Source organism: Ruegeria pomeroyi DSS-3, from assembly GCF_000011965.2.
Lineage (GTDB): Bacteria > Pseudomonadota > Alphaproteobacteria > Rhodobacterales > Rhodobacteraceae > Ruegeria_B > Ruegeria_B pomeroyi.
The window spans coordinates 2,563,352-2,589,993 of the sequence record NC_003911.12; the positions used below are offsets into that span (position 1 = coordinate 2,563,352).

26 protein-coding genes are annotated in these 26,642 nt (G+C 65.2%); 12 read left to right on the plus strand and 14 right to left on the minus strand.

Annotated elements, in window-relative coordinates:
- The first annotated feature begins 11 nt into the window (after window positions 1-11).
- Genes SPO_RS12250 through SPO_RS12260 form a run of 3 tightly spaced genes read left to right on the plus strand, consistent with a single transcriptional unit; the run spans window position 12 to window position 1,946 of the window.
- Window positions 12-467, plus strand: a complete 456-nt coding sequence (locus tag SPO_RS12250; RefSeq protein ID WP_044028401.1) for a hypothetical protein — start codon at window positions 12-14, stop codon at window positions 465-467.
- A 21-nt stretch (window positions 468-488) separates the two neighbouring features.
- A complete protein-coding gene (locus tag SPO_RS12255; RefSeq protein ID WP_011048121.1) occupies window positions 489-1,184 on the plus strand; it encodes an RraA family protein in 696 nt (231 codons plus the stop codon).
- 9 nt (window positions 1,185-1,193) lie between these two features.
- Window positions 1,194-1,946, plus strand: coding sequence for an SDR family oxidoreductase (locus tag SPO_RS12260; RefSeq protein WP_011048122.1), 753 nt, complete (start codon window positions 1,194-1,196; stop codon window positions 1,944-1,946).
- Between the two features lie 140 nt (window positions 1,947-2,086).
- Here the strand turns inward: SPO_RS12260 and SPO_RS12265 are convergent, their stop codons facing one another.
- The 4 genes from SPO_RS12265 to SPO_RS12280 form a co-directional block, all read right to left on the minus strand.
- On the minus strand, window positions 2,087-3,256 hold the full coding sequence (locus SPO_RS12265) for a mandelate racemase/muconate lactonizing enzyme family protein (protein WP_011048123.1): 1,170 nt from the start codon (window positions 3,254-3,256) through the stop codon (window positions 2,087-2,089).
- Window positions 3,253-4,167 (minus strand): phytanoyl-CoA dioxygenase family protein, encoded by a 915-nt coding sequence (locus tag SPO_RS12270; RefSeq protein WP_011048124.1) that lies wholly within the window; start codon window positions 4,165-4,167, stop codon window positions 3,253-3,255. Before SPO_RS12270 ends, SPO_RS12265 begins: the two co-directional genes overlap by 4 nt.
- Before the next feature lie 19 nt (window positions 4,168-4,186).
- Entirely contained in the window at window positions 4,187-5,098 is a 912-nt protein-coding gene (locus SPO_RS12275; protein WP_011048125.1) for an NAD(P)-dependent oxidoreductase, read from the minus strand.
- A gap of 90 nt (window positions 5,099-5,188) precedes the next feature.
- Complete coding sequence (locus SPO_RS12280; protein WP_011048126.1) at window positions 5,189-5,950, minus strand: SDR family oxidoreductase; 762 nt, start codon at window positions 5,948-5,950, stop codon at window positions 5,189-5,191.
- Window positions 5,951-6,148: 198 nt separating this feature from the next.
- Between SPO_RS12280 and SPO_RS12285 the strand changes: the two genes are divergently transcribed.
- From SPO_RS12285 to denD, 4 genes are all read left to right on the plus strand, one after another.
- Window positions 6,149-6,751 (plus strand): LysE family translocator, encoded by a 603-nt coding sequence (locus tag SPO_RS12285; RefSeq protein ID WP_011048127.1) that lies wholly within the window; start codon window positions 6,149-6,151, stop codon window positions 6,749-6,751.
- Between the two features lie 60 nt (window positions 6,752-6,811).
- Window positions 6,812-7,963: a fumarylacetoacetate hydrolase family protein gene (locus tag SPO_RS12290; RefSeq protein ID WP_011048128.1), complete on the plus strand. Its 1,152-nt coding sequence runs from the start codon at window positions 6,812-6,814 to the stop codon at window positions 7,961-7,963.
- 148 nt (window positions 7,964-8,111) lie between these two features.
- Window positions 8,112-9,026 carry a sugar kinase gene (locus tag SPO_RS12295; protein ID WP_011048129.1) on the plus strand — a complete coding sequence of 305 codons (915 nt, stop codon included), beginning with the start codon at window positions 8,112-8,114 and terminating at the stop codon, window positions 9,024-9,026.
- Window positions 9,023-9,991 (plus strand): D-erythronate dehydrogenase, encoded by a 969-nt coding sequence (gene denD, locus SPO_RS12300; RefSeq protein ID WP_011048130.1) that lies wholly within the window; start codon window positions 9,023-9,025, stop codon window positions 9,989-9,991. The genes SPO_RS12295 and denD overlap by 4 nt, the downstream gene beginning before the upstream one ends.
- Window positions 9,992-10,104: 113 nt before the next feature.
- Here the strand turns inward: denD and SPO_RS12305 are convergent, their stop codons facing one another.
- Window positions 10,105-11,046 (minus strand): 2-hydroxyacid dehydrogenase, encoded by a 942-nt coding sequence (locus SPO_RS12305; protein ID WP_011048131.1) that lies wholly within the window; start codon window positions 11,044-11,046, stop codon window positions 10,105-10,107.
- Window positions 11,047-11,217: 171 nt separating this feature from the next.
- Here SPO_RS12305 and SPO_RS12310 point away from each other — a divergent pair, with 171 nt between their 5' ends.
- Genes SPO_RS12310 through SPO_RS12320 form a run of 3 tightly spaced genes read left to right on the plus strand, consistent with a single transcriptional unit; the run spans window position 11,218 to window position 13,345 of the window.
- Window positions 11,218-11,445 (plus strand): hypothetical protein, encoded by a 228-nt coding sequence (locus tag SPO_RS12310; RefSeq protein WP_044028404.1) that lies wholly within the window; start codon window positions 11,218-11,220, stop codon window positions 11,443-11,445.
- Between the two features lie 13 nt (window positions 11,446-11,458).
- Window positions 11,459-12,508 carry an L-idonate 5-dehydrogenase gene (locus SPO_RS12315; protein WP_011048133.1) on the plus strand — a complete coding sequence of 350 codons (1,050 nt, stop codon included), beginning with the start codon at window positions 11,459-11,461 and terminating at the stop codon, window positions 12,506-12,508.
- Between the two features lie 9 nt (window positions 12,509-12,517).
- The gene (locus SPO_RS12320; RefSeq protein WP_011048134.1) at window positions 12,518-13,345 is read left to right on the plus strand and encodes a shikimate dehydrogenase; all 828 of its coding nucleotides are present in this window, start codon (window positions 12,518-12,520) and stop codon (window positions 13,343-13,345) included.
- Window position 13,346: 1 nt separating this feature from the next.
- Here the strand turns inward: SPO_RS12320 and SPO_RS12325 are convergent, their stop codons facing one another.
- The 8 genes from SPO_RS12325 to SPO_RS12360 all read right to left on the minus strand — a co-directional run bounded on the left by SPO_RS12325 (window position 13,347) and on the right by SPO_RS12360 (window position 22,091).
- Entirely contained in the window at window positions 13,347-14,234 is an 888-nt protein-coding gene (locus SPO_RS12325) for a DMT family transporter (protein ID WP_011048135.1), read from the minus strand.
- A gap of 7 nt (window positions 14,235-14,241) precedes the next feature.
- The gene (locus tag SPO_RS12330) at window positions 14,242-14,964 is read right to left on the minus strand and encodes an SDR family oxidoreductase (protein WP_011048136.1); all 723 of its coding nucleotides are present in this window, start codon (window positions 14,962-14,964) and stop codon (window positions 14,242-14,244) included.
- Complete coding sequence (locus SPO_RS12335; protein WP_044029257.1) at window positions 14,961-15,854, minus strand: NAD(P)-dependent oxidoreductase; 894 nt, start codon at window positions 15,852-15,854, stop codon at window positions 14,961-14,963. Before SPO_RS12335 ends, SPO_RS12330 begins: the two co-directional genes overlap by 4 nt.
- A gap of 11 nt (window positions 15,855-15,865) precedes the next feature.
- On the minus strand, window positions 15,866-16,882 hold the full coding sequence (locus SPO_RS12340; protein ID WP_144084000.1) for a Gfo/Idh/MocA family protein: 1,017 nt from the start codon (window positions 16,880-16,882) through the stop codon (window positions 15,866-15,868).
- Window positions 16,883-16,926: 44 nt separating this feature from the next.
- A complete protein-coding gene (locus SPO_RS12345) occupies window positions 16,927-18,420 on the minus strand; it encodes a UxaA family hydrolase (RefSeq protein ID WP_011048139.1) in 1,494 nt (497 codons plus the stop codon).
- A 90-nt stretch (window positions 18,421-18,510) separates the two neighbouring features.
- A complete protein-coding gene (locus SPO_RS12350) occupies window positions 18,511-20,139 on the minus strand; it encodes a TRAP transporter large permease (protein ID WP_011048140.1) in 1,629 nt (542 codons plus the stop codon).
- 1 nt (window position 20,140) lies between these two features.
- Window positions 20,141-20,947 carry a TRAP transporter small permease subunit gene (locus SPO_RS12355; protein ID WP_044028406.1) on the minus strand — a complete coding sequence of 269 codons (807 nt, stop codon included), beginning with the start codon at window positions 20,945-20,947 and terminating at the stop codon, window positions 20,141-20,143.
- Window positions 20,948-21,077: 130 nt separating this feature from the next.
- A complete protein-coding gene (locus tag SPO_RS12360; protein WP_044028408.1) occupies window positions 21,078-22,091 on the minus strand; it encodes a TRAP transporter substrate-binding protein in 1,014 nt (337 codons plus the stop codon).
- Between the two features lie 225 nt (window positions 22,092-22,316).
- On the opposite strand from SPO_RS12360, the gene SPO_RS12365 reads away from it, so the two are divergent.
- Both SPO_RS12365 and SPO_RS12370 read left to right on the plus strand, forming a co-directional pair.
- A complete protein-coding gene (locus tag SPO_RS12365) occupies window positions 22,317-22,994 on the plus strand; it encodes a GntR family transcriptional regulator (RefSeq protein WP_044028410.1) in 678 nt (225 codons plus the stop codon).
- Window positions 22,995-23,036: 42 nt separating this feature from the next.
- A complete protein-coding gene (locus tag SPO_RS12370; RefSeq protein ID WP_011048144.1) occupies window positions 23,037-23,882 on the plus strand; it encodes a fumarylacetoacetate hydrolase family protein in 846 nt (281 codons plus the stop codon).
- A 309-nt stretch (window positions 23,883-24,191) separates the two neighbouring features.
- Here the strand turns inward: SPO_RS12370 and SPO_RS12375 are convergent, their stop codons facing one another.
- Window positions 24,192-26,630 (minus strand): GcvT family protein, encoded by a 2,439-nt coding sequence (locus tag SPO_RS12375; RefSeq protein WP_011048145.1) that lies wholly within the window; start codon window positions 26,628-26,630, stop codon window positions 24,192-24,194.
- Window positions 26,631-26,642: the final 12 nt, after the last annotated feature.

Genomic DNA, 26,642 nt, shown 5'->3' on the forward strand with positions numbered 1-26,642 from the left:
ATTTAGCCCTCTTGTTTTGCGGCAGCCTTGCCTTTGCGCCCCCGGCCCTGGCCGATGTCGATATTCAGGCTGCCGATGCCTGCCTCGCCGCCGCGTTCGACGCAGGCGGGCAAGGCGGCGATTGTGTCGAGAGCGCGCATGCCGAGTGCTCCGCCCTGCCCGAGGAAGCGCCAGCCGTTGCGGTGCTTTGCTTTACCGATGGGCAGCGGGTCTGGGACACCGCCACCGCCGCGACGATGAAATCCCTGGCCACCCGCCTGCCCGAGGACGTCGCCGCCATCACCGGGATCGAGGTGAAATACGATATCCTGTCGGGTCTGCTGCAATGCGACCGGCTGGAAGAGCTGGCGATCGCGGTCTCAGACCTGCCCTCCGGCACCATCGCCCGAGAGAAGGCCCGCTGTGCCGCGACTGTCGCCGGGCTTGCCTATACCCGGCTGCGCTGGCGCGCGCAGGGCCTGAAATGATCCCAGACACCAGAGGACGCCATGATCGAGGAACCACCCCTTCTGACCATCCGCCGCGCCTTTCCCCGTCCGACGGCGGCGCAGGTGGCGGCGTTTCAGGACGTGCCCACCGGCTTTGTCTGCGACGCGCTTGGCGGGCAAGGCGCGATGAACACCGTGATCCGGCCCATCGGCGGGCTCGAGCGCGAGGTACACGCCGCCGGGCCCGCGCTGGTGGCCGATAACGGCCCGGCGGAAATCCTCGCCACCGTTGCGGCGGTGCATTTCGCCCAGCCCGGCGACGTGATCGTCGCCGCCACGCATGGGGGCCGCAATGTCGCCGCCGCGGGCGACAATCTTTGCGCCATGATGCGCAACAAGGGCTGCGTCGCTTTTGTCACCGATGGCGAGTTGCGCGATTACAAGGGCCTGATGGAGGTTGGCCTGCCCGCATGGTGCGCCGGGCTGAACCCCAATTCGCCCTTTTCCAAGGGCCCGGGCCGCGTCGGGTTCGGCGCCACGGTGGCCGGGCGCCATGTGGAAAGCGGCGACATGATCGTCGCCGACCGCGACGGGGTGGTGGTGGTGCCCTTCACCCGAATCGACGCGGTGATTGCCCGGCTTGAGCAGATCACACGGTTGGAGGCAGAGGCAGAGGAAAAGGTGCGCTCGGGATACTGCGACTTTCCCGCCATCGAGGCGATGATAGCCGATGGCAGCGCCATCGTGATTGACTGAGGAGACGGCATGAACACGGTCGACCTTTCCGGCCTTGTTGCCGTCGTCACCGGCGGTGCCCAGGGCATCGGGCGCGCGGTGGCGGAACGCTGCCTTGCCTCTGGCGCCCGCGTGGCGCTGTGGGATCGCGACCGCGCGCTGGCCGAACGGACCGCCGCGGCCCTGGGCACGGCAGAGACCGTGCGCGCCTGCGGGTGTGACATCACCGACCCCGCCAGTATCGCCGCGGCGATGGCCGCGACCGAGGCCGCGTTCGGTCAGGTCGACATCCTGGTCAACAGCGCCGGAATCGCCGGGCCGAACGCGCTGGTCGAAGATTATGACGACGACGCCTTTGCCCAGGTGATCGCGATCAACCTGACCGGCACCTATCTTGTCAACAAGGCTGTGGTGGCGGGCATGAAGGCGCGCGGCTTTGGGCGCATCGTCAACATCGCCTCTGTCGCCGGCAAAGAGGGCAACCCCAACGCCGCCGCCTATTCCGCGTCCAAGGCCGGCGTGATCGGGTTTACCAAATCGCTGGGCAAGGAGCTTGCCGGGTTCGACATCGCCGTCAACTGCGTCACCCCGGCCGCCGCCCGAACCGCGATCTTCGACCAGCTGTCGCAAGAGCATATCGACTACATGCTCTCCAAGATCCCGCGCGCCCGCTTTGTCGAGGTCGGCGAAATCGCCGCCATGATCGCCTGGCTTGTCAGCCGCGAGAACAGCTTTACCACCGCCGCCGTGTTCGACCTGTCGGGGGGCCGGGCCACCTATTGAAGGGGCGCTGTGAGTAGAAACGGCCAGCACCCCTAATGGTGTCGGCCATCCTGTGATCTACCGGGAAGGCACCGCCGCCGCAGGGCTGGCCCCGCGCGACCGCTGCCCCTTTGTCAAACAGCGCGGCGCGGACCGCCCCCCTACCCCGCGAACGCATAGGCGCTCAGAAACGCACGGTCGGGTTCGACCCCCAGGCCCGGGCCGTCGGGCACCGCGATCCAGCCGCCGTTCCGGGCCACCTGCCCCTGAATGTCGAGCGGTTCCGTCAGCAGGCTGTCGCGAAAGATGTTCAGGGTGGTATCGAATTCCAGCCAGGGTTCGCGCGGGAACAGGCCGCCGGGCATGGGTGGCATCGCAGCCAGCAGATGCAGGTTCGTCGCCACCGCCACGGCCGAGCCCCAGACATGGTTCACCACCGGCACGAAATGCGCATGGCACAATGCCAGCACCCGCAGGTACTCGGTGATCCCCCCCAGCGCGCAGACCTCGGGTTGCGCGATATCGAGGCCCTGCGCCTCGAGCAACCTGCGCCAGCCCCAGCGGGTGAACTCTGCCTCGCCGCCCGATATGTTCACCTTGAGCCCGGCGCGCAGCGCGCGGTAGCCATCCAGATCCTCGGGCGCGACCGGCTCCTCGAACCAATAGGCGCCCAGCTCCTCGAGCGCGCGGCCGACAAAGAACGCATCCGAAGTGGTGTAGCAATGATTGGCGTCGACCATGAAGTCGAACCCCTCGCCCACACCGCGCCGCACCGCCTCGCAGAGTTTCACATCCTCGCGCGCGCCCAGCCCGACCTTCATCTTGGTGGCGGCAAAGCCCATATCGCGGATTGCCGCCGCCTCGTCGGCAAACCGGGCCAGATGCGCGGCGGTGCTTTCGCGTTTCAGCATCATGCCATAGCCATAGGCCTGTACCCGGGTCCGGTGGGCGCCGCCGATCAGCTTGTGCAACGGCAGCCCGGTCACCTTGCCCGCGATATCCCACAAGGCGATGTCGACCCCCGACAGCGCCTGGATCGGCATCCCCTTCTGCCCGTGATCGCGCAGAAGGTTATAAACCTTGTGCCAGATCACATCCCGGTCCAGCGGATCATCCCCCAGAACCATCGGCTGGATGACCTTTTCGACGATGGTCTTGTTGGCCAGCGCCACGGTGCCGGGGCCAAAGCATTCGCCCCAGCCGGTGATGCCCTCGTCGGTTTGCACTTCGACGATATGGGCGGTGCGGCGGGCATAGTATTGCTGTGAATAGCCAAGCTCTTCTGGCATGTCGGTTTGCAGCACATGGCTGCGGATCGCGGTGATCCTCATTGCTGGCCTTTCCTCGGGACGGTCGCAAAGGCGCTTTTGGCACCGGCGCTTTCCTGGGTCTTGAAGATCGAGGAAGTGTCCGGAGCAGGCGGCAGGGGCATGCGTACCGGAACCGGCGCGACCCGGGGCTGAATGCAGGGCGCGCCGGTCACCACCCGGTCCACAAGGTCGTCCCAGAACCGCCGCTGCCCCAGCGAATGGATGTAAGAGGCCGCACCCAGCAGCGGCCAGGCATCGGCGCGGCCCAGTTCATAGAACAGGATGAACCGGGGCCGGTCGCTGATATTGGGCGCTGAACCGTGCAACAGGCGCACGTGATGCACCGTCATGCTGCCCGCCTTGCCTGTCAGGGTCACGATCCGGTCCCGATCAAACAGCGGATCGTCGGGGTCGATGGCCCCGGCAAAGACCCCGCCCACATGGTGATCCAGCACCGGGCCGCGATGGGTGCCCGGCACCACCATCAGCGGGCCGTTATCCTCGGTCACATCCTCAAGCATCAGGCCAAAGGCCAGCAGGTCGTCGTTGGTATGCGGGTAAAAGGCCCAGTCCTGATGCCATTCCACCGCCGCACCGCCTCCGGGCGCCTTGGTGTTCAGCTTCGAGGTCAGGATCGAGGTATCGGGCCCCAGCAGGTCGGTCAGCACCTCGGTCATGGCCGAGGTGCGCAGAACCTCCCAGAAATACGGGTCCTGCTTGTGCGGTATCTTGATGCGGGTCAGCCGCGGGCTGTCCGGCCCGTGCCCGCTGTCGAGGTCATAGACATCGTTGCTGGCGCTCACCTGCCGCGAGGCGTCGATCAGACCGGCGGTTATGGCGCGCAGCCTGTCCAGCTGCTCGGTGGTGACCGCGTTCTCAATCAGCAGATAGCCGTTTTCGGCGTAGAAGTCCTTTTGCTCCCGGCTCAGCATAGGCGCACCCTCCCCAGCGCTATTTCCTGGTGACCTCGTCCATATCCAGCCCGTTCAGCGCGCCGACATGGTTTGACAGCATCGGCACGAAATCCTGCCCGGCACCCTGCGCCTCGGCATGGGTGTAGTAATGGCGCGCAGCGCTGGCCATGATGTTCACCACCCCCGCCTCGGTCGCCATCGCGTTCACATAGCGCATGTCCTTGGACAGGTTGGCGATGGAAAACTTGTGCGCATTCTCGTCGCGCTCGCAGACATATTGCATGAAGGTTGCGAAAAAGCCGCTGCCAAGGCGGCTGGGACCAATCACCTCGCGGAAGGTATGGGGTGAGATACCCACCCTTGCCCCCAGAACCACGGCCTCTGAATAGAGCGCGGCATAGGCGCCCCCGAGGAAGTTCATCAGCAGCTTCATCTTGTGCCCCGCGCCCACCGGGCCGATGCGGGTGATGGTGCCGGCCCAACAGTCGATGACCGGGGTGATGGTCTTCATCAGCGCCTCGTCACAGCCCACCATGGCGTCGAGCGTGCCGTCCTCGGCCTCTTTCGGGGTGCGGCCCAGGGGCGCGTCGACCATGTGAACGCCCTGCGCCGCCATCTCTGCCGCCAGCGCCAGGGTGGACACAGGATCGGCGGTGGTGGTGTCGATCACGATCAGCCCCGGCCTTGCAGCGGCAAGAATGCCCTCGGGTCCACGGATCACCGCCTCGACCTGTTTGCTGTTGCCCAGACAGATATGGATGATGTCGCAGCGCGCCGCCATGTCGGCGGGGCTTGCCGCTTCCTGCGCGCCCAGCGCCACCAGGCTGTCGATGGGGGTGCGGTTCACGTTACCGCGGACCCACAACGGGTATCCGCCCTTGAGGATGTTCTTGGCCATTCCGTGGCCCATGAAGCCCAGGCCGATGAAACCGATGACCGGTCTGTCCATGTCTCACTCCCTCCCGCACCGCATCTCTACCCGGATGAGGGGCGGCGGCCGGTGGCACAAGGCCCCTTCCGGCGCGCTTCGCCCACACCCCTAAAGGCTGGCGGTGATTCCTCCGTCGACGAACAGAACATGCCCGTTCACAAAACTCGCCGCATCCGAGCACAGAAAGATACAGGCCCCGACCAGTTCCTCTACCTCGCCCCAGCGGCCCGCAGGGGTGCGTTTTTCCAGCCAGGCCGAGAATTCGGGATCCGCCACCAGCGCGGCATTCAGCGGCGTGTCGAAATAGCCCGGCGCAATGGCGTTGCAGTTCAGCCCGTGGCGCGCCCAGTCGGTGGCCATGCCCTTGGTCAGATTGCTCACCGCGCCCTTGGAGGCGGTGTAAGGCGCGATCCCGGGCCGGGCCAGCGCCGACTGAACCGAGGCGATATTGACGATCTTGCCAGCGCCGCGCCCGATCATGTGCCGCGCCACCGCCTGTCCGACGTAAAAGGCGCTGTTGACATTGGTGCGCATCAGCCGGTCGAACGCCTCGACCGGGAACTCTTCCAGCGGGGTGCGGTGCTGCATCCCGGCATTGTTGACCAGAATGTCGATCTGCCCGATCTCGGCCTCGAAACCGTCGACCGCCTTGCGCACGGCATCAGCGTCGGTGACGTCGAACACCAGTGTCTCGACCTCGATCCCCTGTCCGCGCAACTGTTCGGCCGCGCCCGCGAGCCGGGCGCCATCTCGGGCGTTCAGCACCACCGACGCGCCCGCCTGCGCCAGTCCGCGCGCCAGAGCATAACCAATGCCCATCGAAGATCCGGTGACCAGCGCGCGACGGCCCTTCAGATCGAACAAGTCCATGGCTTTTCTCCCCAAAGGCCGCATGGTTGACAATTCCGGGCAAACCCGTCTTCATAAAATGGTATACCATTTTGGGGGCGATGCAAGCGAAAGCCCCGGAAAGGATCCCTTGTCACGACCGCTGCCCCGCCCGCGCCCCTTTGCCCGCCTGAGGGCCCCGGACCAAAGCACTCCTGCCCCAGGCGCCAGGGAGAGGACATGCTGACCTTTGCCGCCGCAGTCCTGTTTCTGATCATCACGCCCGGGCCGGGCGTGATGACGACCGCAGGTTTTGGCGCGGCCTATGGGTTCCGGGCCTCGCTGTCCTATGTCGTGGGGCTGTTTATCGGCACCAACCTGGTGATGCTGGCGGTGATGACCGGCCTGGCGGCGGTGCTGCTTTCGGTGCCCGGCCTGCGCCTGGTGCTGCTGGTGCTTTCGGTCGGCTATCTGCTGTATCTTGCCGCCCTGATCGCCCTCGCCGGTGCCCGCGTCGCCTTTATCGAGGCCCGCAGCGCCCCCGGCGTCATGCGCGGCGTGCTGTTGCAGGCGATCAATCCCAAGGCCTATGCCGTCAACACTTCGCTGATCACCGGGTTCAACTATGCCCCCGATGCCTTTCTGTTCGAGATGTTCACCAAGGCCTTGATACTGAACGCAATATGGATCCCGATCCACCTTGCCTGGCTCTGGGCGGGGGCCGCGTTGCACCGGCTCAACCTGCCGCATTCCACCCAGCGCGCCATCAACATTCTGATGGCGCTGTCGATGCTTGGCGTGGTCGCGCTGGCGCTGTGGTCAGCGTCGAGGGTCAAGGCATGAGGACCCGTCGACAGCGCCCCGCACCGCCGGGCAATCCGGCGCGCAATTAGGAGGACAACCATGCTGCCTCATTCCAACCCCACGCCCGAGGCCACGCTTGTCGGCCGCATCTGGCGCCCCGGTATCGGACCCTGCCTGGTCCGCCTCGACGGGGACCGGGTGGTCGATATCACCTCGACCGCCCTGCCCACCCTGCATGCCCTGCTGGAGACGCCCGATCCGCTCGACACCGCCCGCGCCGCGCCCGGCACGCCGGTCACCACCCTGGCAGAGCTTGCGGGCAGCTCGAGCCCCGATGCCGGTTCGGACGCGCTGCGCCTGCTGGCGCCGCCCGACCTGCAGGCGGTCAAGGCCAGCGGCGTCACCTTCGCCGCCTCGATGGTCGAGCGGGTGATAGAGGAGCAGGCCGCCGGCGACCCTGACCGCGCGGCCGCGATCCGCGTCCGCGTCGGCCGGGTGATCGGCGACAGCCTGTCGGGCATCGTGCCCGGCTCGCCCAAGGCGATGCAGGTCAAGGCGGTGCTGCAAGAGGAAGGGCTCTGGTCGCAATACCTCGAGGTCGGAATCGGCCCGGATGCCGAAGTCTTTACCAAGTGCCAGCCCATGGCCGCCGTCGGTTGGGGCGCCCGCGTGGGCCTGCATCCGATCTCGAGCTGGAACAACCCCGAACCCGAGATCGTGCTCGCCATCAATTCGCGCGGCGATATCCTGGGTGCGACGCTTGGCAATGACGTGAATCTGCGCGACGTCGAAGGCCGCTCCGCCCTGCTGCTGGGAAAGGCCAAGGATAACAACGCCTCTTGCGCCATCGGCCCGTTCCTGCGCCTGTTCGACGCCGACTTCACGCTCGACACGGTCCGGGCTGCCGAGCTGTCGATGACGGTCAAAGGCTCCGACGGCTTCATCCTCGATGGCCGGTCCTCGATGGCGCAGATCAGCCGCGATCCGGCCAGCATCGTGGCGCAGACGATCGGGCGGCACCATCAGTATCCCGACGGGTTCTTCCTGTTCCTGGGCACCATGTTCGCCCCGATCCAGGATCGCGACGCGACGGGCCAGGGGTTTACCCATCACCAGGGCGATGTGGTGACCATTTCCGAGGCCGCACTTGGCAGCTTGCGCAACAGCGTGTTCCTGTCGACCGATTGCCCGGAATGGAAATTCGGCACCGCCGCTCTGATGAAAAACCTTGCCAAACGGGGGCTGCTGTGAGCACGCCAGATCTTTTCCACCATGCCCTGTATCTATCGCAAACCCATGATCGGGTACCCTCTCCGGGTGCCGATCACCGCCAATCGCGGGGCGCGCGCTATCTGCGTCGCCCGGCCTCGAGCGGCGCAATGAACAAGCGGAAGCAGCCATGACCAGTTTCCTTGCCATCGGCGAATGCATGATCGAACTGCACGAGACCGGGGACGGGCTGTATCGCCGCGGCTTTGCCGGAGATACGTTCAACACCGCCTGGTATGCCAAACGCCTGCTGCCAGCATCCTGGAGGGTCGGTTACGCATCTTGCATCGGGCAGGATACCGTCTCTGACGAAATGGCCGGCTTCATGGCGCAAGAGGGGATCGACACCTGCGCGTTGCGCCGGCTGCCCGACCGTACAGTCGGCCTTTACATGATCAGCCTCGACAACGGCGAGCGCAGTTTTTCCTATTGGCGCGGCCAATCCGCCGCCCGCCAGCTTGCCAGCGACCCCGATTGGCTGGACAGCGTCCTGTCGGGGGCGGATATCCTTTACTTCTCGGGTATTACCCTGGCGATCCTGTGTCCCGATCACCGCCGCGCCCTGTGCGATGCGCTGGCCCGAGCACGCTCGCGCGGGGCCACTGTCGCCTTTGATACGAACCTGCGCCCAAGCCTGTGGGAAGACACCGCAACGATGCGGGCGGGGCTGAGCCTTGGCGCCTCGGTCGCCGATGTGGTCCTGCCCAGCTTTGACGAGGAAAACGGCCTTTTTGGCGATGCCGAGCCGCAGGCCACCATCGCCCGCTATCACGCCGCCGGGGCGGGGATCGTGGCGGTCAAGAACGGGGGGGGCGATCTGACCCTGTGGGATGGCAAGCGCCTGCACAACCTGCCCGCAACACCGGTGGCCCGGGTCGTCGACTCGACCGCTGCCGGGGATAGTTTCGGTGCCGCCTTCATGGCCGGTCTCGCCACTGGCGCATCCGCCACGGACGCCGCAGCGAGGGCGATGTCTCTGGCGGCGCAAGTCGTTCAATCCCGGGGCGCCCTGGTACCCGGCATATTCGAGAGGGAGCCAAAATGAACATTCTCATCATCGGCGGCGGTGGCGTCGTGGGCCAGAAACTTGGCCGCCTCCTCGCCACGCGCGGCCATCTGCGCGGACGGGAGATCACCCGTCTTACCCTGGTCGATATCGTCGATCCGGCGCCGATTCCCGATGCCGCCGTGCCGGTCGAAACCGCCACCTGCAACATCGCCGACCCCGCGTCGGTCGCCGGCTGCATCGGTGCGGATGTCGATGTCATCTACCTGCTGGCGGCCATCGTCTCGGCCCAGGCCGAAGAGGATTTCGACCAGGGCTATGCCATCAATCTGATGGGCACGCTGAACGTGCTGGAACGCGCCCGGGCGCTGAAGACGTCACCCGTGGTGGTCTTTACCTCTTCCATCGCCGTCTATGGTGGCGAGGTCCCCGATCCGATCCTCGATCACAGCTTCCTCAACCCGCAGACATCTTATGGCACGCAGAAGGCGATCGGAGAGATGCTGCTGACCGACTACTCCCGCAAGGGCTATGTCGACGGGCGCGGGTTCCGCCTGCCCACGATCTCGGTGCGGCCCGGCAAGGCCAACCGCGCGGCGTCCTCCTTCATGTCCTCGATCCTGCGCGAGCCGCTGAACGGGCAGGAAGCCGTCTGCCCGGTGGACGAGGATTTCCTCCACTATTACCTCAGCCCCCGCAAATGCGTGGAAAACCTGGTCAAGGGCGCCGAGCTGGATGCCGAGGCGCTGGGCCAGAACCGCTGCATGATGATGCCCGGCCGGATATGGAGCATCCGCCAGCTGATCGACGCCATGACGGCGGTGGCGGGACCGCAACCGGCAGGGCTGATCCGGTGGGACTCCCAGCCCGAAATCAAGCGCATCGTGTCGGGCTGGCGCTACGACCTTCGCCCGGAAAAGTCGCTGAAGCTTGGCCTGAGTGCGGATGACAGTTTCGAGGACAATGTGCGGTATTATCTGGAGGATGACCGCCCGGCGGGCTGACCGGCACCGGCGCGCAGCAGGATGTTTGCGCGCCGCTTCTCCGCCTTGGTCGGGCACCCGTTTGCCGCGCCCGCATCGCCCGGGCAACCGCACTCACCGGATATCGCCTGCCCTTATGGCTTGTTGACCGGTGTCAGCACCGGCTTGCCTGCCAGATGCGCGGCGATATTGCCGCGCTGAAGCGCCCCCATCGCGGCGCGGGTTTCAACCGTGCCCGAACCCTGATGCGGTTGCAGCACCACATTGCTGAGCGCAAGGAAACGCGGATCGATCGTTGGCTCGTTCAGGAACACGTCGAGCGCCGCGCCGGCGATCCGCCCCCGTTCCAGCGCATCCAGCAACGCGGTCTCGTCGATGGTCGAGCCGCGCGAGATATTGACGACAACCCCCCTGGGGCCCAGCGCCTCGATCACCTCGCGCGAGATGAATTTCTCGGTCTCCGGCCCGCCGACCAGGGCCACCACAAGGAAATCCACCGCCTTGGCCAGCGAGACCGGATCAGCGTGATAGGTCCAGCCGGGCGTGTCCTTTTCAGAGCGGGCGAAGTAATGGATATCCATCTTGAAGGCCGCGAGCCGGTCGGCAATCTCCCGGCCGATCCGGCCCAGCCCGACAACTCCGGCCACCCCGCCCGAAGCCTTGCGGTTCAGTGGGAAATTGGCCGTCTCCCAGTGGCCCTCCCTGACCCAGGCGCCCCCCTGTTCCATCCGGCGGCATTGCATCAGCAGCATCGTCACCGCAAGGTCCGCCACATCGTCATTCAGGACGCCAGGCGTGTTGGTCACCGTGATGCCCCGCGCCGTTGCCGCGGCCACATCTATGGCATCGTATCCGACGCCGAAATTGGCGATCACCCCCAGCCCCGGCAGCAGGTCCATTTCCGCCCCGCCAAAGGCCGTGTGCCCCATATAGGCCACCGCAGAGATGCCTGCGCGCATGGCGGGTTCCAACCCCGCCACCTCGGCGATGCCGCCCAGCATCAGGGCGCCGAATTCCTGCTGCAATGCCTGCCGGTCATTGTCGTTGTAAGGGCCGATTGCCAGGGTCTGGGTCATGATCGCTCCTGCTTGCTCTGAAGGCGCCGGGCCAGCGCTGCCGGACGGCAGCGTACCGCCCCGCATTTTGCGACCCACTCGGCCATTTCTGCGCCTGTTCAACGCGTGTGATTTGGTATACCAAAGTACAAAACCGTGGAAAAGACAACAGTTCTTCAGGGATTTCGGTCCATGACCAGCATGATCTTCGCCGACAGCCAGCCCCCCCTGCGGGCAGAGCCGGCCTTTGGTATCCTCGCCGGCGCGCAGGCGCTGAACCGGTTTCCCGACCAGGCCCGTGTGGCCAGCCTGACGGGCACGTCCGTTGGCTTCCGGGGCGAAGGTCATGTCCGCTTTTCCCATGCCACTTCCACGGAAAACAGTGTCGACCCAATCCAACGGATCCGAACGATCCTTTGACAGGAGCCTGCCCATGCACACCCGCGTCTGCCGCATCCATGCCGCCCGAGATATCCGGGTCGAAACCGATCCCCTGCCCGAGCCCGGCCCCGCCCAGGTGATCGTCGCCATGGCGGCGGCAGGCATCTGCGGCTCGGACCTGCATTATTACCACGACGGCGGCTTTGGCCCGATCCGGGTGCGCGAACCGATGATCCTCGGCCACGAGGGCGCGGGCGTGGTCGCCGCCCTTGGCCCGGGCGTGACCGGTCTGGCGGTGGGCGACCGCGTGGCCGTCAACCCCAGCCGCCCCTGCGGCACGTGCAGCTATTGCGTCGAGGGGCTGACGACCCATTGCCTCAACATGCGGTTCTACGGCTCTGCCATGCGCTTTCCCCATGAACAGGGCCTGTTTCGCGACAAGCTGCTGACCGATGCCGCGCAATGCCACAAGCTGTCCGATCATGTCACGATCTCCGAAGGGGCCTGCGCCGAGCCTCTGGCGGTGTGCCTGCATGCCCGTCACATGGCCGGAGAGGTCAGGGGCAAGCGCGTTCTGGTCACCGGATCGGGGCCCATCGGGGTGCTCTGCGCCGCCGTCGCCGCCGAGGCCGGAGCCGCGGAAATTGTGGTGACCGACCTTCAGGACGCCCCGCTGGAGGTAGCCCGCCGGATGGGCGCCACCCGCACGGTAAATATCGCGCGCGAGGTCGAGGCGATGGCCGCCTATGCGGTCGACAAGGGCCATTTCGATCTGGTCTTCGAATGCTCTGCCGCCGCACCGGCCATACATTCCGCCATTGCCGCCCTGCGCCCTCAGGGCACCTATGTGCAGGTGGGGGTTACCGGCGACGTGCCGCTGCCCGTCAACCTGATCGTCGGCAAGGAACTGTGCCTTCAGGGCACCCAGCGGTTCCGGGCCGAAGAGTTTGCCGAGGCGGTGCGGCTCATCTCCTCCCGGCGCATCGACCTGCGGGCGATGATTTCGGGCAGCTTCCCGCTGGAACAGGCGGAAGAGGCGTTTCGGATGGCCGCAGACCGCAGCCGCGCGGTCAAGGTTCACCTGACCTTTGCCGACAGCTAGGCCCCGCCGATGACCCGAGCAGAGCTGAGGCTGGGGTTGATCGGCACGGGCATCGCCCTGTCCCGGACCCCGGCCATGCATATGGCCGAGGGCCGCGCGCAGGGGATCGCCACCCGCTATGACCTGATCGACCCCGACCGGATGGAGACGCCGCCGCCGCTGACCAGCCTGCTGGACCGCGCCGAAACCGAAGGCTACGCGGGTCTGAACATCACCTATCCCTACAAGCAGGAGGTGCTGTCGCATCTGCATCACCTGTCGCCTGCCGCCGCGGCGATCGGGGCTGCGAACACGGTGGTGTTCCGCGACGGCCAGCGGTTCGGGCACAATAGCGACGCCTGGGGCTTTGCCGAAGCGATGCGCAAGACCATGCCCGATATCCGGCTGGACCGGGTGTTGCTGATCGGTGCTGGCGGCGCCGGATCGGCGGTGGCCCATGCGCTGACCTCGCTGGGGGTGGGGCAGTTGCTGATCACGGATCGCGACATGCCCCGGGCGCTGGCGCTGGCGGCTGCCACCGGGGCCGGCGCGCTGGCCGGCTCCGAGATCACCCCGAACATGGCCGACGGGGTGGTGAACGCGACCCCCGTGGGCATGGCCAAACTGCCCGGGATGCCGATGGATCCTGCCCTGCTGGCGCCTGCGCAATGGGTGGTCGATATCATCTACTTCCCGCTGGAAACCGCCTTTTTGCGGGCGGCGCGGGCGCGCGGGTGCCGGGTGACGAACGGGCGCGCGATGGCGGTCTATCAGGCCGTCCGGGCGTTCGAGCTGTTTACCGGGCAGGTCGCGCAAGCCGGGCGGATGCAGGCCGTATTCGACGCGTTCGATCGCTAGATCACGTCCTGTGCCGCCCGCCGGCGCTTTCGCGGTGCCAGATATACAGGCCCGAGGCGATGATGATCGCGCCGCCACCCAGGGTCCAGACCGTGGGCCAGGTATTGAACACGATCACGCCGGCCAGCGCCGCCCAGAAAATCTGGCTGTAGATCAGCGGCGCAAGGATCGAGGCATCGGCCCAGCGATGCGCGGTGGTCGCCGCAACATGGCCGCACAGCCCGAAGGCTCCGATGGTGCAGAGAACCAGCCAGTCCAGCCCGGCTTCCGGCCAGATCGCGACCCTCAGCGCAAACGGTGCCAGCACCAGCGTGGCCAGCCCGCTGGCCCAGATCTGCTGGGTTGCGGTGCTTTCGATCCCGGTCAGCAGACGGGTCATGACGAAATACATCGAGGCCATCCCCAGCCCTCCCAGGCTGTAGAACATGGCCGGGTGGAACGCGGCCGACCAGGGCTGAACCACGATCAGCACACCAAGGAACCCGGTGCAGACGGCAACGATCCGGCGGATGCCGACACGTTCGCCCAGGATCGGTATGGCCAGCAGGGTGATCACGATCGGCCCGGCAAAGGCGATGGTCGCGGTCACCGTTATCGGCAGGTATTTCAGGGCCTGAAAGTTCAGGACGGTACTGCCCAGCAGAAAGAACGAGCGCAGGATTTGCCGCCCCGGCGCCTGCGAGCGGAAGGTGGCCGTTCCCTCGGTCGGCAGGTAATAGGCCAGCCCATACAGGAAATGGCCCAGATAGCGCGCAAAGACGATCTGAAGCACCGGCACCCCTGCCCCCGCCAGCCACTTGGCCGAGGTGTCGATGCAGGTAAACAGCACCGCCGCCAGCGACATCAGCACAACACCCGCGGCAACGCGGTCTTCGCGTGGCTCGATCAACCGCGCCTCATACCGTCATGCCGCCGTCGATGGCCAGGCATTGCCCGGTCATATAGGCGCTCTCGTCAGAGGCCAGATAGACGACAAGCGCGGCGATCTCGTCCGCCTCGCCCAGGCGACCCATGGGTTGGCGGGCAACGAATTGCGTCATCGCCTGTTCATAATTGCCGGTGGCGTGCAGGCGGTCATGCAGCGAGGGGCTGTCGACCGTGCCCGGTGCGATGCAGTTGCAGCGGATGCCCTGCGCGACATATTCCGCCGCGACCGCCTTGGTCAGGCCGACCAGTGCGGCCTTGGAGGTGCCATAGATAAAACGGTTGGGCAGGCCGCGCAGATGCGACGCGACCGAGGCGATGCCGACGATGGCACCCCGGCGGCGGTCCAGCATGGCCGGCAGCGCCGCCTGTATCGCATGAAAATGCGCCCGCACGTTCAGGTTCATGGCAGCGTCGAAATCGTCGTCCGTGGCCTCGAGCGGGCTGCCCGAATGCACCACCCCGGTGCAGTTGACAAGGATATCGGGCGCAGCCTCGGTCACCGCCTGTTGCAGCGCCGCCTTGTCCAGCGCGTCCAGCGCAAAGGCGCGGGACACATCGAGCCCATCGAGCAGGTCGCCGTTCCGGTCGGTGGCGATCACCCGTGCCCCCTCGCGCACCAGGGCCTGGGCCGAGGCCCGACCGATCCCCTGACCCGCAGCGGTGACAAAGGCCGTCTTGCCTGTCAGTCTCATTTCTTTTCCTCTCCAAGGTGGCGCACCATCCAGTCGATCATCTGCGGCACCATCAGGCCGCCGTCGCCACCGTCACGGGCTTCGCGCAGGGTGGCATCAGCGGCGATCGACATGCGACTGAAAAGCCCCATCTCCGTCGCCATTTGCCGGTAATAGCCGACATCCTTGGCGGCGTTTGCGACCGTGAAGGCCAGGTCGATCCTGCCACCGTTGGCATAGGCATTGATGAAATCCATCATGCCGGAATGGTTCGGCCCGGCGGCCATGACATTGTAAAGCGCCTGCCGTTCGATCCCGGTGGCATCCGCGATCGCGAATGCTTCGGCCATGGCGCAGGCGGTGGTCATGGAATAGCAGTTGTTGATGAGCTTGATCGTGTGCCCATTGCCAAGCGCACCAAGATGGAAGACGTTTTCGCCCAGCGTATGAAGCACCGGTTTCACCCGGTCGAACGTCGCCTTGTCACCCGAACACATGATGTTGAGAAGCCCGTCCCTGGCATGGGCCGGCGTGCGCCCCAGCGGCGCGTCGAGATAGGTTGCGCCCTTGCCGGCAAGATCGCCGCCGATCCGCCGGGTCGATGCGGGCAGAGAGGTGCCGAAGTCGATCACCACCTGCCCCTCTCGCGTGCCCGCCAGAACGCCGTCATCCCCGTAGATGCGGCTTTCGACCTGGGCCGAGGTGCCCATGCACAACATGACGATATCACTCGCCTCTGCCACGGCGCGGGCATGGGCCGCCTCGGTAGCGCCCCGCGCAAGGGCCGCCTCTACCCCGGTGCGGTCGCGATTGCCCAGAACGGTCACGGCATGGCCTGCCTTTTGTAGGCATTCCACCATGGCCGCCCCCATCAGCCCGAGACCGATGAACCCGATATGTGCCTTGTCCATGTTGTTCTCCTTCATATGCCAGAGTAGTCGCCGGGCACCTCATGCGCCCTCACCGGCCGTCCAAGCTTGCCCGACAGGGCCGCGGCCAGTGTCATTTCCAGGGCCGCGTTCCCATCGGTACCGGTGCACAGGACATCATCCTGCGCGCCCTCCAGGACAGCGGCAAAGCGGTTGATCTGTTCCAGCAGCGGATCGACCCTGGCAAACCCGGCCCCGGCCGCGCGGGCCAGCGGTTTGGACCATTCGATCTCGCCGGGGGCCGAGCGGCCCCAACGGGTGAGCGACGGAAACTCCAGCGCGCCCGCTGTGCCGGTAATGCGGATGTAATCCTGCCCGGAGACCGCGATGGCGGGGTTCTCGGCACAGGCGGCCTCGAACGACCAGGGCGAGGCGCCCGCGTCAGAGATCAGAAACGACCCCAGCGCCCCATCGGCAAAGCGAAACGCAAGCGCGGCGGTATCGGGAACCACCAGACCGCGCCGGGCAGAGGAGGTCAGCGCTGAGACCTCGACCATGTCGCCCACCAGAAAACGCAAAAGGTCGATCTCGTGGCTGAGATTGGTCATCAGCGGCCCCGCCCCGGCCTGCCGCCGCCAGTCCTCGGCATAATAGCTGTCGTGCTTGCGCAGGGACCACAGGCCCTGCAGGCCGACGAGATCGCCGATCCCGCCCAGCGCCTCGCGCGCGGCGCGGGAAAACGGATGGCAGCGGCGATGGTGCCCCACATAAAGCGGCAGACCGGCGCGATCAGCCGCACCCAGCAGCACGCGGGCATCGTCCATCGTGCCCGCCGTCGGCTTTTCGACCAGAACCGCCCAGCCCCGGCTCAGCGCGGCCAGCCCGGTTGCAAGGTGGTCCGGCGTGGGCGTGGCAACGATTGCCGCCCGGGTTTCCCGCGGCACCTCCTCCAGCGTGGCAACCGCGACAAGGCCGCTTTCGGCCAGGGCGCGGCGGCGGGTTTCGACGGGCTCGACCACAGCGGTCAGGCGAATTTGGGGCGACCGCCGCGCCACCTCGACATGACGCATGCCGACACACCCGGCACCGATCACGCAAAGGGGCAGCGGCGCACTCACATCACCGCCCCGATCTGCCAGGGCACGAACTCGAAATCACCCAGCCCCTGCGCCTCGGACTTGCTCTGCTCGCCCGAGGCCACGCGCAACCACATCTCATAGATCTCGCGGCCCACCTGTTCCACCGTGGCGCCGCCCGACAGGATGCGGCCTGCATCGACATCCATGTCACCGCTCATGCGGGTATACATCTCGGAGTTCGTGGCCACTTTGATCGTCGGCGAGGGCTTGGACCCGAAGGCCGATCCGCGCCCGGTGGTGAACACCACCAGGGTGCAGCCCGAGGCGATCTGTCCGGTGACCGAAGCCGGATCATAGCCGGGGCTGTCCATGAAGGTGAAGCCACGGGCCGTCACCGGCTCGGCATAGCGGTAGACACCATTCAGCGGCGTGGTGCCGCCCTTGGCGACCGCGCCAAGGCTCTTTTCAAGGATCGTGGTCAGGCCGCCCTTCTTGTTGCCCGGGCTTGGGTTGTTGTCCATCGAACCCTTGTTGCGTGCGGTGTAATCCTCCCACCAGCGGATCAGGTCCACCAGCTTGTCCCCGGTTGCGCGGTCGGCGGCGCGGGCGGTCAGCAGGTGTTCGGCGCCGTAGATCTCGGGCGTTTCGGCAAGCACCCCGGTGCCGCCCTGGGCGACCAGCAGATCGCAGGCATGGCCCACGGCGGGATTGGCCGTCACGCCGGACCAGGCATCGGAGCCGCCGCATTGCAGGGCGACCATCAGCTCGGAGGCCGGGCATGGGGTGCGGCGGGCCTGATTGACCAGCGGCAGCATGGTCTCGATCTTCTCGATCCCCTTGTCCACGGTCTTGCGCAGCCCGCCCATGTCCTGGATGTTCATGGCCTGGAACAGCGGCCCCGGGCTCAGGCCATAGGCCTCGATCAGCCAGTCGATCTGCATCATCTCGCAGCCCAGACCCGCCATCAGAACGCCGCCGATGTTGGGGTTGCGCGCATAGCCCCACATGACACGCTGAAGCGCCTCGAAGCCTTCGCTGCCCTGCCCCGCCATGCCGCAACCGGTGCCGTGCACAAAGGCGACGACCCCATCGACATTTGGATACGCGGCCAGCCTGTCGGGCGTGAAATGGCCTGCGATCATCCGCGCGGCTGTGGCCGAACAGTTCACGCTGGTCAGGACCGCGATATAGTTGCGTGTACCCACCCGGCCCGAGGGGCGGACGTAGCCCATGAAACTGTCGAGCGTGGCCACCGGCGCCACCGGGCGCAGGTTGGTCGAGAACTCGTATTCCGCCTCGACGTTCCGGAACTCGAGGTTATGGGTATGCACATGCGCGCCCGGCCCGATATCCCCGGCCGCGTAGCCGATGACCTGCGCGTATTTCAGCACCGCCTCTCCTCTGGCGATGGCCCTTGCCGCCATCTTGTGACCGCGCGGGATCAGCTCTGCCGCGCCGTCCTCTCCCGGGGCAAGCTGGGCGATGGCGGTGACAACATTGTCGGCGTCGGACAAGCGGACTGTGCGCATGGGGCGGCTTTCGCGTTGGAGAGCGGCGAAGCTCGAACGGCGGTGATGGTAGAGGGGCCGAAGCAATGCGCTCCGGCCCCTGCAAAGACGTCAAAGGAACAGCGTGACGATGTTCGGCCAGATCAGCAGAACCGCCAGCGCGCAGAGCTGCAACATGATAAACGGCAGGAACCCCCGGAAGATCGCGGTCAGCGAGATATGCGGCGGAGCCACCGATTTTAAATAGAACGCCGCCGGTCCAAAGGGCGGGGACAGGAAACTGACCTGCATGTTCATGCAGAAGACCACGCCGAACCAGATCGCCACATGGCGCGGTTCCAACTCTCCCAGGAAGCCGATTTCCGCGACCGGGAGTTTCAGCACGATCGGCAGGAAGACCGGCATGATCAGCAGCACGATGCCGACCCAGTCCATGAACATGCCCATGATGAGGAAGATCACCATCATCACCAGGATCACCCCCATCGTGGGCAGTTCCGAGGTCACGATCAGATTGGCGACAAAGGTCGGCCCGCCCGCCAGCGTATAGGCCGCCGCCAGCGATGCCGCGCCAATGGTCACCCAGATGATGGTGCCGGTGGATTTGAGCGTGCGCATCAGGCTGTCCCAGACCACATCAACCGTCATCTCGCGCCGGATCAGGCCGATCACGAAAACCGCGATGGTTCCCATGGCGGCCGCCTCGGTGATCCCCGTGATCCCGCCATAGATCGAGCCCAGCACCACGCCCACGACAACGATCGGAGCGACCAGACCCTTGCCCATGTCCCAGCCGAGGCTGGTGCGCTCCTTGCCCAGAAGCCGCGAGACGACAAACCCGATCGCGGCCACCACAAGCAGCTTAGCGATCCGGACCCGCAGCACCTCCCACATGGTGGTGACCCCGTCATCGGACATCGTTCCGCCGCTGAAGGCAGAGATCAGCAGGAGAAGACCGACGAAGAACAGCGCTCCGTAGGTGGCGAACTTGGCCAGGAAGGCCAGGAACAGCAGCGCCTTGACCCGGCCCGGCGGATCGTCGGGATCGGGTTCGGGCAGCGGCGCCAGCGAAGGATTCAGGTTGGTGCGGACAATGATGTAGATGATGAAGAACGAGGCCAGCATGAAGCCCGGCAGGAAAGAGGCCGTGAACAGCGCCTTGATCGAGGTTTCCGTCACCAGCCCGTAGAAGATCAGCACGATCGAGGGCGGGATCATGGTGCCAAGGCTGCCACTGGCGCAGATGGTGCCGATGGCGAGGTTCTGGTTATAGCCCAGCCGCAGCATCTGCGGCAGTGCGATCAGGCCAAGAAGCACGACTTCGCCGCCGATGATCCCCGACATGGCGGCCATGATGACGGCCATGATCGAGGTCACGATGGCAATGCCGCCGCGCGTGCGGCTGAGCCAGATGTTGAGCGAGCTGTACATGTCGCGCGCGATGCCCGAACGTTCCAGCAGCGCGGCCATGAAGATGAACAGCGGCACCGAGATCAGCACGTAATTCGTCATCTGCCGGTACACGGCCTGGGCCAGAACCGACAACGGTCCGCTGCCGAAACGCCCGAATGACGCTTCGGGCCCGAATTTCATCACGATCACCGCAACCGCAAGGAACGCCGAGGCAAATCCAAGCGGCATGCCGATCGCCAGCAGAATGAACATGCCGATCAGCAATATGATCGAGATGGTGGCTACATCGCCGACCTTCATCCAGGCGAAGAGTTCCAGGAATTCCATGTCACTTCTCCAGCGTCTTGCGGATGTGTTCGATTTCTGTCTCGTCGATGTCGTCGAGAGGCGAGTGATGTTCGGGTGCCTTGTGCCAATCGGCGATCAGATTCGAGATAGCCTGCAAGGCCACCAGCACGATGATGATCAGAACCGCCGGTTTGACGATGCCCGGAATGGGCGGGTCCCAGGCGGTGCCAAAGGTCTCCATCCGCAAGAAGCGGCGTTCGGCATCGGCGTAATTGCCCCAGACCAGGGCAAAGGTGAAGACAACGATCAGCAGAACCGAGACCACGTCGGATGTCTTCTGCGCCCAGCGGGGCATGATGTCATAGATCACGTAGATGCGGATATGGCTGCGCTGCTGCATGGCATATTGGCCGGCAAACAGGAAAACGAAGCTTGCGATCCACAGCGACAGCTCGTTGGCCCAAAGCGTCGGGCGCGAAAACACGTAGCGCGAGACCACCTCGTAGAACATCACAAGCACCACAAAGGCGATCATGATCATCGCGGCGCGCGAGGTCACAAGCGACAGGATGTCGAAGAACCCGTTGGCCTCTTCCTCGATGGCGCCGCGAATATCGGACAGGTACAGCGACGCGCAGAAGACCGACATAGCCAGGCTGAGCAGCATCAGCCAGACCAGCGGACGCCCCGAGGGTCGGATCATCTCGTGCATGCCATAGGCATCTTCAAAGAACAGCCTGCCAAGGACCAGCCCCAGAAAAACCAGGCCGGTCACCGCCATACTGGCCAGCATCGCGACGTATATCGGGGCGCGAAACCGGCCCAGCCAAACGCCTTCCTTCTCCATCTCTCACTCCCCACGAGTCATCAGACCGTTGCCCGGTCAGATTTTTTTGGAAAATCGGCAGGTACTGCCACGTCGGGGCCCGCCCTGCCCTGCGTGGCGCGGCCCGTTTCCAGGCCGCGCCCATTGGGCATCAGTTCAGCAGGCCCAGCTGTGTGAGATAGGACTTGTGGCTCGCCAGAAGGGCGCCGGCCTCGGGCGAACGGGTGCCCCAGTCGTCCCAGGCGGCCTGAGCGGCCTTGCGGAACTCTGCACGGTCTTCTGCGGACCAGTTGTGCAGCGTCACGCCTTCGGCGCGCAGTTTCGCAGCCGCGGCGTTGTTGTTCAGCTCGTTGGACAGGGCGATCTGGAAGCCCAGCTTCTGCCACGCGGTGTCAACGATGCGGCGCTGCTGGTCGGTCAGGCCGTTCCAGACATCCAGATTGCAGGCCAGGTGATCCGACGGCATCGAGTGGAAGCCCGGATAAGTGGCGTGTTTGACGATGTCGTACAGGCCCAGGCCCACGTTGTTGTAAAGGCCCGAGGCGTCGGCGCCGTCGATGATCCCGGTTTCAAGCGCGGTGAAGATTTCGGTGAAATCCATGACGATGGGCGAGGCGCCGAGTTTCTCGAAGATCTCGGTTTCCATGCCCGGGGGCGAGCGGAACTTCCAGCCCTTCAGGTCTTCGAAGCCGCGGATTGGCTTGGACGAAGACAACGATTCCTGGCCGTAGATGGCCCAGCCGATCAACTGCATGTTCTGGGCATTGTACAGCTCTTGAGCGGCGGCATAGCCGTCACCGAAATAGAGCCACGAATACTGCTGCCACGGGGTATCGTAGCCCCCCATGATATCGCCGACGAACTGGAACGCCGGGTTCTTGCCGGTCTGATAAGCACCACCGGTGGCATCGCAATCCAGGATGCCGTTGATTGCAGCATCAAAGGTTTCCGTCGTCGCCACAACCGAGGAGGAATAGAACATCTCGATCGTGATATCGCCCCCCGACATGGTCTGAACGTCGTCAGCCCAGATCGCCAGCTGCTTTCCGGTCGGGTGCTCGGTCGCATAGTGCGTCTGCACCCGCAGCGTGACCGGATCGGCCAACGCAGTTGTTGCCGCCAGGGCTGCTGCGCCTGCCGCTACGTAGATGAATTTTAGGCTCATGGTTATTCTCCTCCCTTGGCGACGTTCTATGGCCGCCGTTTCTGGTTCCCGCGCAAGGCGCGCTGACAGAGATGGTATACCATCTGCAAGGACGCTAGCGAGCAATGTCTCGACAATCAACTTCTTTTTGGTATACCAAATTTGGAATACCCATCGCACCGCTCATGTGGAACATCCCTTGGCAACGGGCTACTAATGACCGGAAAAAGCGTCCGTGAGGTCCCAATGACTGAAGAAATCCTTGCCGAAAGCATCGCTCTGCGCCTGCGCAGAGATATCCTGCGGGGCAAGCTTGTACCGGGGACGTCCATCAAGGAACGCGACAACGCCGCCGAGATGGGGGTCAGCCGTACACCGATGCGCGAGGCGATTCGCATTCTCGCCAACGAGGGGCTCGTACAGCTGCGGCCCTCGCGAAGCCCGATCGTAACCCAGCTGAGCCTGAATGAAGTGGTGAGTTTCATCGAGGTTCTGAGCGCTCTTGAAATGTTGGCGGTTACCCTGGCCTGCGAACGCGCCACCAAGATCGATATCGCCCATGTCCGCGGGGCGGAACGCAAGCTGGCGACCCAATATGACAGGATCGACCAGGTCGAACGGTTCGAGTTGGACATGGATTTCCATATCGCCCTCACCCGCGCCTCGCATAACCAGGCGCTGTCCGACACCCATATGAGCTATCTTCGCAGGCTCTGGTATGCCCGCTTCCAGTCGGCCCGAAACCGCCACACCAAGGACCGCGTCCTGCAACAGCACGCCGCTCTGGTCGATGCGATCGAACGGCGCGATCCCACCATGGCCCAGACGGAGCTGTCCAGCCATCTCGAGAACCTGCGGATCAACGTCCATGCCTATTTCGAACGCGCCGAGCGCGAACAACTGCAACTGAAAAACTCTGCCTGACCAGGCAGGAAAGCCCCCCAATTTCAGAGAGGTTTGACCAACATGAAGCTCCTCCGTTTCGGCCCCGCTGGCGCCGAGAAAACCGGCATGCTCGACGCCGATGGCAATGTGCGCGACCTGTCGGCCCATGTGCCCGACCTGTCCGGCGCCGCAGTGTCGATCGAGGCATTGGACGCCCTGCGCGCGATCGACCCGGCCACCCTGCCGCTGGTCGCGGATCCGGGCCGGATCGGCGCCTGCCTGTCATCGGTGCCGAACTTCTTCTGCATCGGGTTGAACTATGCCAAACATGCCGCCGAAACCGGCGCGACCCCGCCGTCGGAACCGATCCTGTTTTCCAAGACCACGTCCTGCCTGTCTGGCCCGAACGATCCGGTCATCATCCCACGCAATTCGGTAAAGACCGACTGGGAGGTGGAGCTGGGCGTCATCATCGGCCGCAGCGCGCTTTATGTGGACGAGGCCGACGCGCTGGATTACGTGGCGGGCTATTGCACCATCAACGATGTTTCCGAACGCGCCTTTCAGGCGGAAATGGGCGGCCAGTGGATCAAGGGGAAATCGGCGCCCAGCTTTGGCCCCATCGGCCCCTGGCTGGTGACCGCCGACGAAGTGCCCGATCCGCAGGCGCTGGACCTGCGCCTGTCGCTCAACGGCAAGGTGGTGCAGGATTCCAATACCGACGACATGATCTTCTCGGTTGCCCAGATCGTCTCGTACATGAGCCGGTTCATGCAGCTGCAGCCGGGTGATATCATCGCCACCGGCACTCCCTCGGGTGTCGGGCTGGGAATGAAGCCGCCCCTTTTCCTGAAACCCGGCGACACCATGGAACTGTCTGTGCAGGGCCTGGGCAGCCAGCGTCAGGTCGCGGTGGCCGCGGACTAGAACAGAACGCCGGCCCGGGCCCCCTGCCCCGGGCCGGCGCCGCTACCGAAGTCCCCCGGTCGAGCTTTGCCAGATCAGACGCGCCATGACCCGGCTCAGGGGATCAGAACGAATGGCCGTCGATCGGCAAGCGGCGGGACCCGGGAACAGCCAGCTGCACCGGTGGAACGGTCTGCAAAACGGCAGGATCGCACCTGTCACCGGCTCAAGCGACGCGCGCGCGATACGGGCGCGGAAGTACAGGCAGGCCCAAGCCGCGGCCATGACACATCAGGAAGAAACAATCCTGATAGGTCATGGCCCCGCCGCTTACCCGTCTTCGGCCAGGGGCCAGAGGGCGCGCAGGCTAAGGCGGGCTGGAACCTCCCGCCCTTCGACCAGCACCGAATAGGCGCCGGTTTCCAGATCGCGCCGTCCTCCACCCTCGGGCGGTGACACCATGCACAGGCCAATTGCGGAGCCGGCCGCGGCACTAAAGGCTCCGCTGGTGACAAAGCCGACGACCGCCCCGCCCTGCAGCACCGGTTCGTTATGATGCAACAGCGGCGTGCCCTCGGTCAGCCGGATCGAGCAGAGGAACGGACCCTTGCCAGCGGCCTTGCGTGCCAGACAGGCGTCGCGGCCGATAAAGGGGACCGCCTTGTCCGGCTTGCAGACAAAACCCAGCCCCACCTGATGCGGCGCCTCGGTATAGGCCATGTCATGGCCCCAATGGGCAAACCCAGCCTCGATCCGCAGCGCGTTCAGTGCCTCGCCGCCGACCAGCCGCAACCCCTGCGGCGCGCCGCTCGCCATCAGCACGTCGAACACATGTTCGGCGAAATCGGGGGTGACGAAAATCTCCCACCCCAGATCGCCGGTATAGGACAGCCGCTGGGCAAAGACAGGGGCATGGCCGATATGGAACCGGGCGAGGCTGTTGAACGGGAACGCGGCATCGGAAAGGTCGATATCCGCCACGTCGGCCAGAATCTGGCGCGATTTCGGCCCGCAAAGCGACAGGACCGCATAGGCGCTGGTGGCATCGCGCAGCCGCACATCCTCGTCGGGCCGGATCAGGTTGCGCAGGTGGTCGCGGTCGCGCCGAGTATGCGAGATCGCACTCATCACCATGAAACTGTCGGGGCCATGGCGGGCCACGGTCACATCGCTTTCGATGCCGCCATGGTCGTTCAGCATCAGCGTATAGGCCACCCGTCCCACCGGCAGGGCCATGTCGTTGGTGCAGGCGCGTTGCAGAAACGCCTCGGCGTCGCGCCCCTCGACCATCAGCTTGCCCAGCATGGAATAGTCGATCAGCCCCGCCGCGCCGCGCACCGCGCGCTGTTCGGCCTGGGCATGGTCGAACCAGCCGGGGCGATAGAACGAATGGTCATAGACGGGCGTTTCGCCACCGGGGGCAAACCATCCCGGGCGCTCCCAGCCCTGCACCTCGCCGTAAGCGGCGCCATGCGCCTTCATCACGTGGTAGAAAGGCGTGCGGCGCAGGCCCCGCGCGGATTGCCGCTGCCGTCCGGGCCAGTGCATCGCATAGGTCAGAACCAGCGTTTCCGGGCAGCGGTCGCGCAGATAGGGGTCACGCGCCTGCCACTCCTCGATCCGGGCCGGGTCCATTTCGGACAGGTCCATGGGGGGATGGCCGGTCATGATCCAGTCGGCCACCGCCCGGCCCGCGCCCGACCCTGACTGGATGCCGGTCGAGTTGACCCCTGCCAGCACGAAATACCCCTTCAGATCAGGGGCTTCGCCCAGGGTGAAGCGGCCATCATGGGAATAGCTTTCCGGGCCGTTGAAGAAGGTGCGGATGCCGGTCTCTTGCAGGATGGGCACCCGGTTCATGGCCAGGTCCAGCACCTCGATCACGTCGTCTTCGACAAAGGGCAGGCTGTCGAATTCGAAACTGTCGGGGATGCCGCCGGTGGCCCAGGCCTTGGCGTGGAAATGGGCGAAACCGAACAGCAGCTTGCCCGCATCCTCTTTCCAATAGGTGCCATCGCAATACGAGCGCAGCACCGGCAAGTCGGCAGGCAGGTCCAGGATCGGCTCGGTGACCAGATAATAGTGCTCGCAGGCATGGAGCGGCACGCCGACACCGTTCTGGCGGCCCAGATCACGCGCCCACATGCCGCCGCAGTTGACCACGAAATCGGCCATGATGGTGCCGTGATCGCTGCGCACCCCGGTCACGCGACCATTGGCGGTCAGCACCTTTTCGACCTTCACGTTCTCGCGGATCGTAGCGCCGTATTTGCGCGCGCCCCGGGCCAGCGCCTGGGTCAGATCGACCGGGTTGGCCGACCCGTCCGAAGGCATGTGGATGCCGCCCAGCACGCCCTCGGCATTCATCAGCGGCCAGCGTTCGGCGATCTCGGCGGTCTGCATGTAATGCGCCTCGACCCCGAACAGGCGCGCAAAATCGGCCTTGCGTTTCAGCTCGGCCAGGCGTTCCTCGTTCACCGCGATCGAGATCGAGCCAGATTGCCGAAACCCCGGATTCTGGCCGGTTTCCCTCTCGATCTCCTGCAACAGCTCGACACCGTAACTGGCAAAGGCGGTGGTGGCATGACTGCCCTGCAATTGCCCGACCAGCCCCGCCGCGTGCCAGGTGGTGCCGCTGGTCAGCGTCTTGCGTTCCAGCAGCACAACATCGCTCCAGCCGCTCTTGGCCAGATGATAGGCCACCGAGCAGCCCATGATGCCGCCGCCGATGATGACGACGCGGGCCTTGTCGGGAAGCGAAGCTGTCATGTGGTTGATCCT

What these genes read in the sequence shown, in the direction of transcription:
- SPO_RS12285 (WP_011048127.1), top strand. Translation starts at nt 6,149, where the DNA reads ATGCTGACCTTTGCCGCCGCAGTCCTGTTTCTGATCATCACGCCCGGG.
- SPO_RS12350 (WP_011048140.1), bottom strand. Translation starts at nt 20,139, where the DNA reads ATGGAATTCCTGGAACTCTTCGCCTGGATGAAGGTCGGCGATGTAGCC.
- SPO_RS12295 (WP_011048129.1), top strand. Translation starts at nt 8,112, where the DNA reads ATGACCAGTTTCCTTGCCATCGGCGAATGCATGATCGAACTGCACGAG.
- SPO_RS12375 (WP_011048145.1), bottom strand. Translation starts at nt 26,630, where the DNA reads ATGACAGCTTCGCTTCCCGACAAGGCCCGCGTCGTCATCATCGGCGGC.
- SPO_RS12275 (WP_011048125.1), bottom strand. Translation starts at nt 5,098, where the DNA reads ATGGACAGACCGGTCATCGGTTTCATCGGCCTGGGCTTCATGGGCCAC.
- SPO_RS12290 (WP_011048128.1), top strand. Translation starts at nt 6,812, where the DNA reads ATGCTGCCTCATTCCAACCCCACGCCCGAGGCCACGCTTGTCGGCCGC.
- SPO_RS12335 (WP_044029257.1), bottom strand. Translation starts at nt 15,854, where the DNA reads ATGGACAAGGCACATATCGGGTTCATCGGTCTCGGGCTGATGGGGGCG.
- denD (WP_011048130.1), top strand. Translation starts at nt 9,023, where the DNA reads ATGAACATTCTCATCATCGGCGGCGGTGGCGTCGTGGGCCAGAAACTT.
- SPO_RS12305 (WP_011048131.1), bottom strand. Translation starts at nt 11,046, where the DNA reads ATGACCCAGACCCTGGCAATCGGCCCTTACAACGACAATGACCGGCAG.
- SPO_RS12310 (WP_044028404.1), top strand. Translation starts at nt 11,218, where the DNA reads ATGACCAGCATGATCTTCGCCGACAGCCAGCCCCCCCTGCGGGCAGAG.
- SPO_RS12360 (WP_044028408.1), bottom strand. Translation starts at nt 22,091, where the DNA reads ATGAGCCTAAAATTCATCTACGTAGCGGCAGGCGCAGCAGCCCTGGCG.
- SPO_RS12255 (WP_011048121.1), top strand. Translation starts at nt 489, where the DNA reads ATGATCGAGGAACCACCCCTTCTGACCATCCGCCGCGCCTTTCCCCGT.
- SPO_RS12315 (WP_011048133.1), top strand. Translation starts at nt 11,459, where the DNA reads ATGCACACCCGCGTCTGCCGCATCCATGCCGCCCGAGATATCCGGGTC.
- SPO_RS12320 (WP_011048134.1), top strand. Translation starts at nt 12,518, where the DNA reads ATGACCCGAGCAGAGCTGAGGCTGGGGTTGATCGGCACGGGCATCGCC.
- SPO_RS12330 (WP_011048136.1), bottom strand. Translation starts at nt 14,964, where the DNA reads ATGAGACTGACAGGCAAGACGGCCTTTGTCACCGCTGCGGGTCAGGGG.
- SPO_RS12340 (WP_144084000.1), bottom strand. Translation starts at nt 16,882, where the DNA reads ATGCGTCATGTCGAGGTGGCGCGGCGGTCGCCCCAAATTCGCCTGACC.
- SPO_RS12345 (WP_011048139.1), bottom strand. Translation starts at nt 18,420, where the DNA reads ATGCGCACAGTCCGCTTGTCCGACGCCGACAATGTTGTCACCGCCATC.
- SPO_RS12365 (WP_044028410.1), top strand. Translation starts at nt 22,317, where the DNA reads ATGACTGAAGAAATCCTTGCCGAAAGCATCGCTCTGCGCCTGCGCAGA.
- SPO_RS12370 (WP_011048144.1), top strand. Translation starts at nt 23,037, where the DNA reads ATGAAGCTCCTCCGTTTCGGCCCCGCTGGCGCCGAGAAAACCGGCATG.
- SPO_RS12260 (WP_011048122.1), top strand. Translation starts at nt 1,194, where the DNA reads ATGAACACGGTCGACCTTTCCGGCCTTGTTGCCGTCGTCACCGGCGGT.
- SPO_RS12265 (WP_011048123.1), bottom strand. Translation starts at nt 3,256, where the DNA reads ATGAGGATCACCGCGATCCGCAGCCATGTGCTGCAAACCGACATGCCA.
- SPO_RS12270 (WP_011048124.1), bottom strand. Translation starts at nt 4,167, where the DNA reads ATGCTGAGCCGGGAGCAAAAGGACTTCTACGCCGAAAACGGCTATCTG.
- SPO_RS12355 (WP_044028406.1), bottom strand. Translation starts at nt 20,947, where the DNA reads ATGGAGAAGGAAGGCGTTTGGCTGGGCCGGTTTCGCGCCCCGATATAC.
- SPO_RS12280 (WP_011048126.1), bottom strand. Translation starts at nt 5,950, where the DNA reads ATGGACTTGTTCGATCTGAAGGGCCGTCGCGCGCTGGTCACCGGATCT.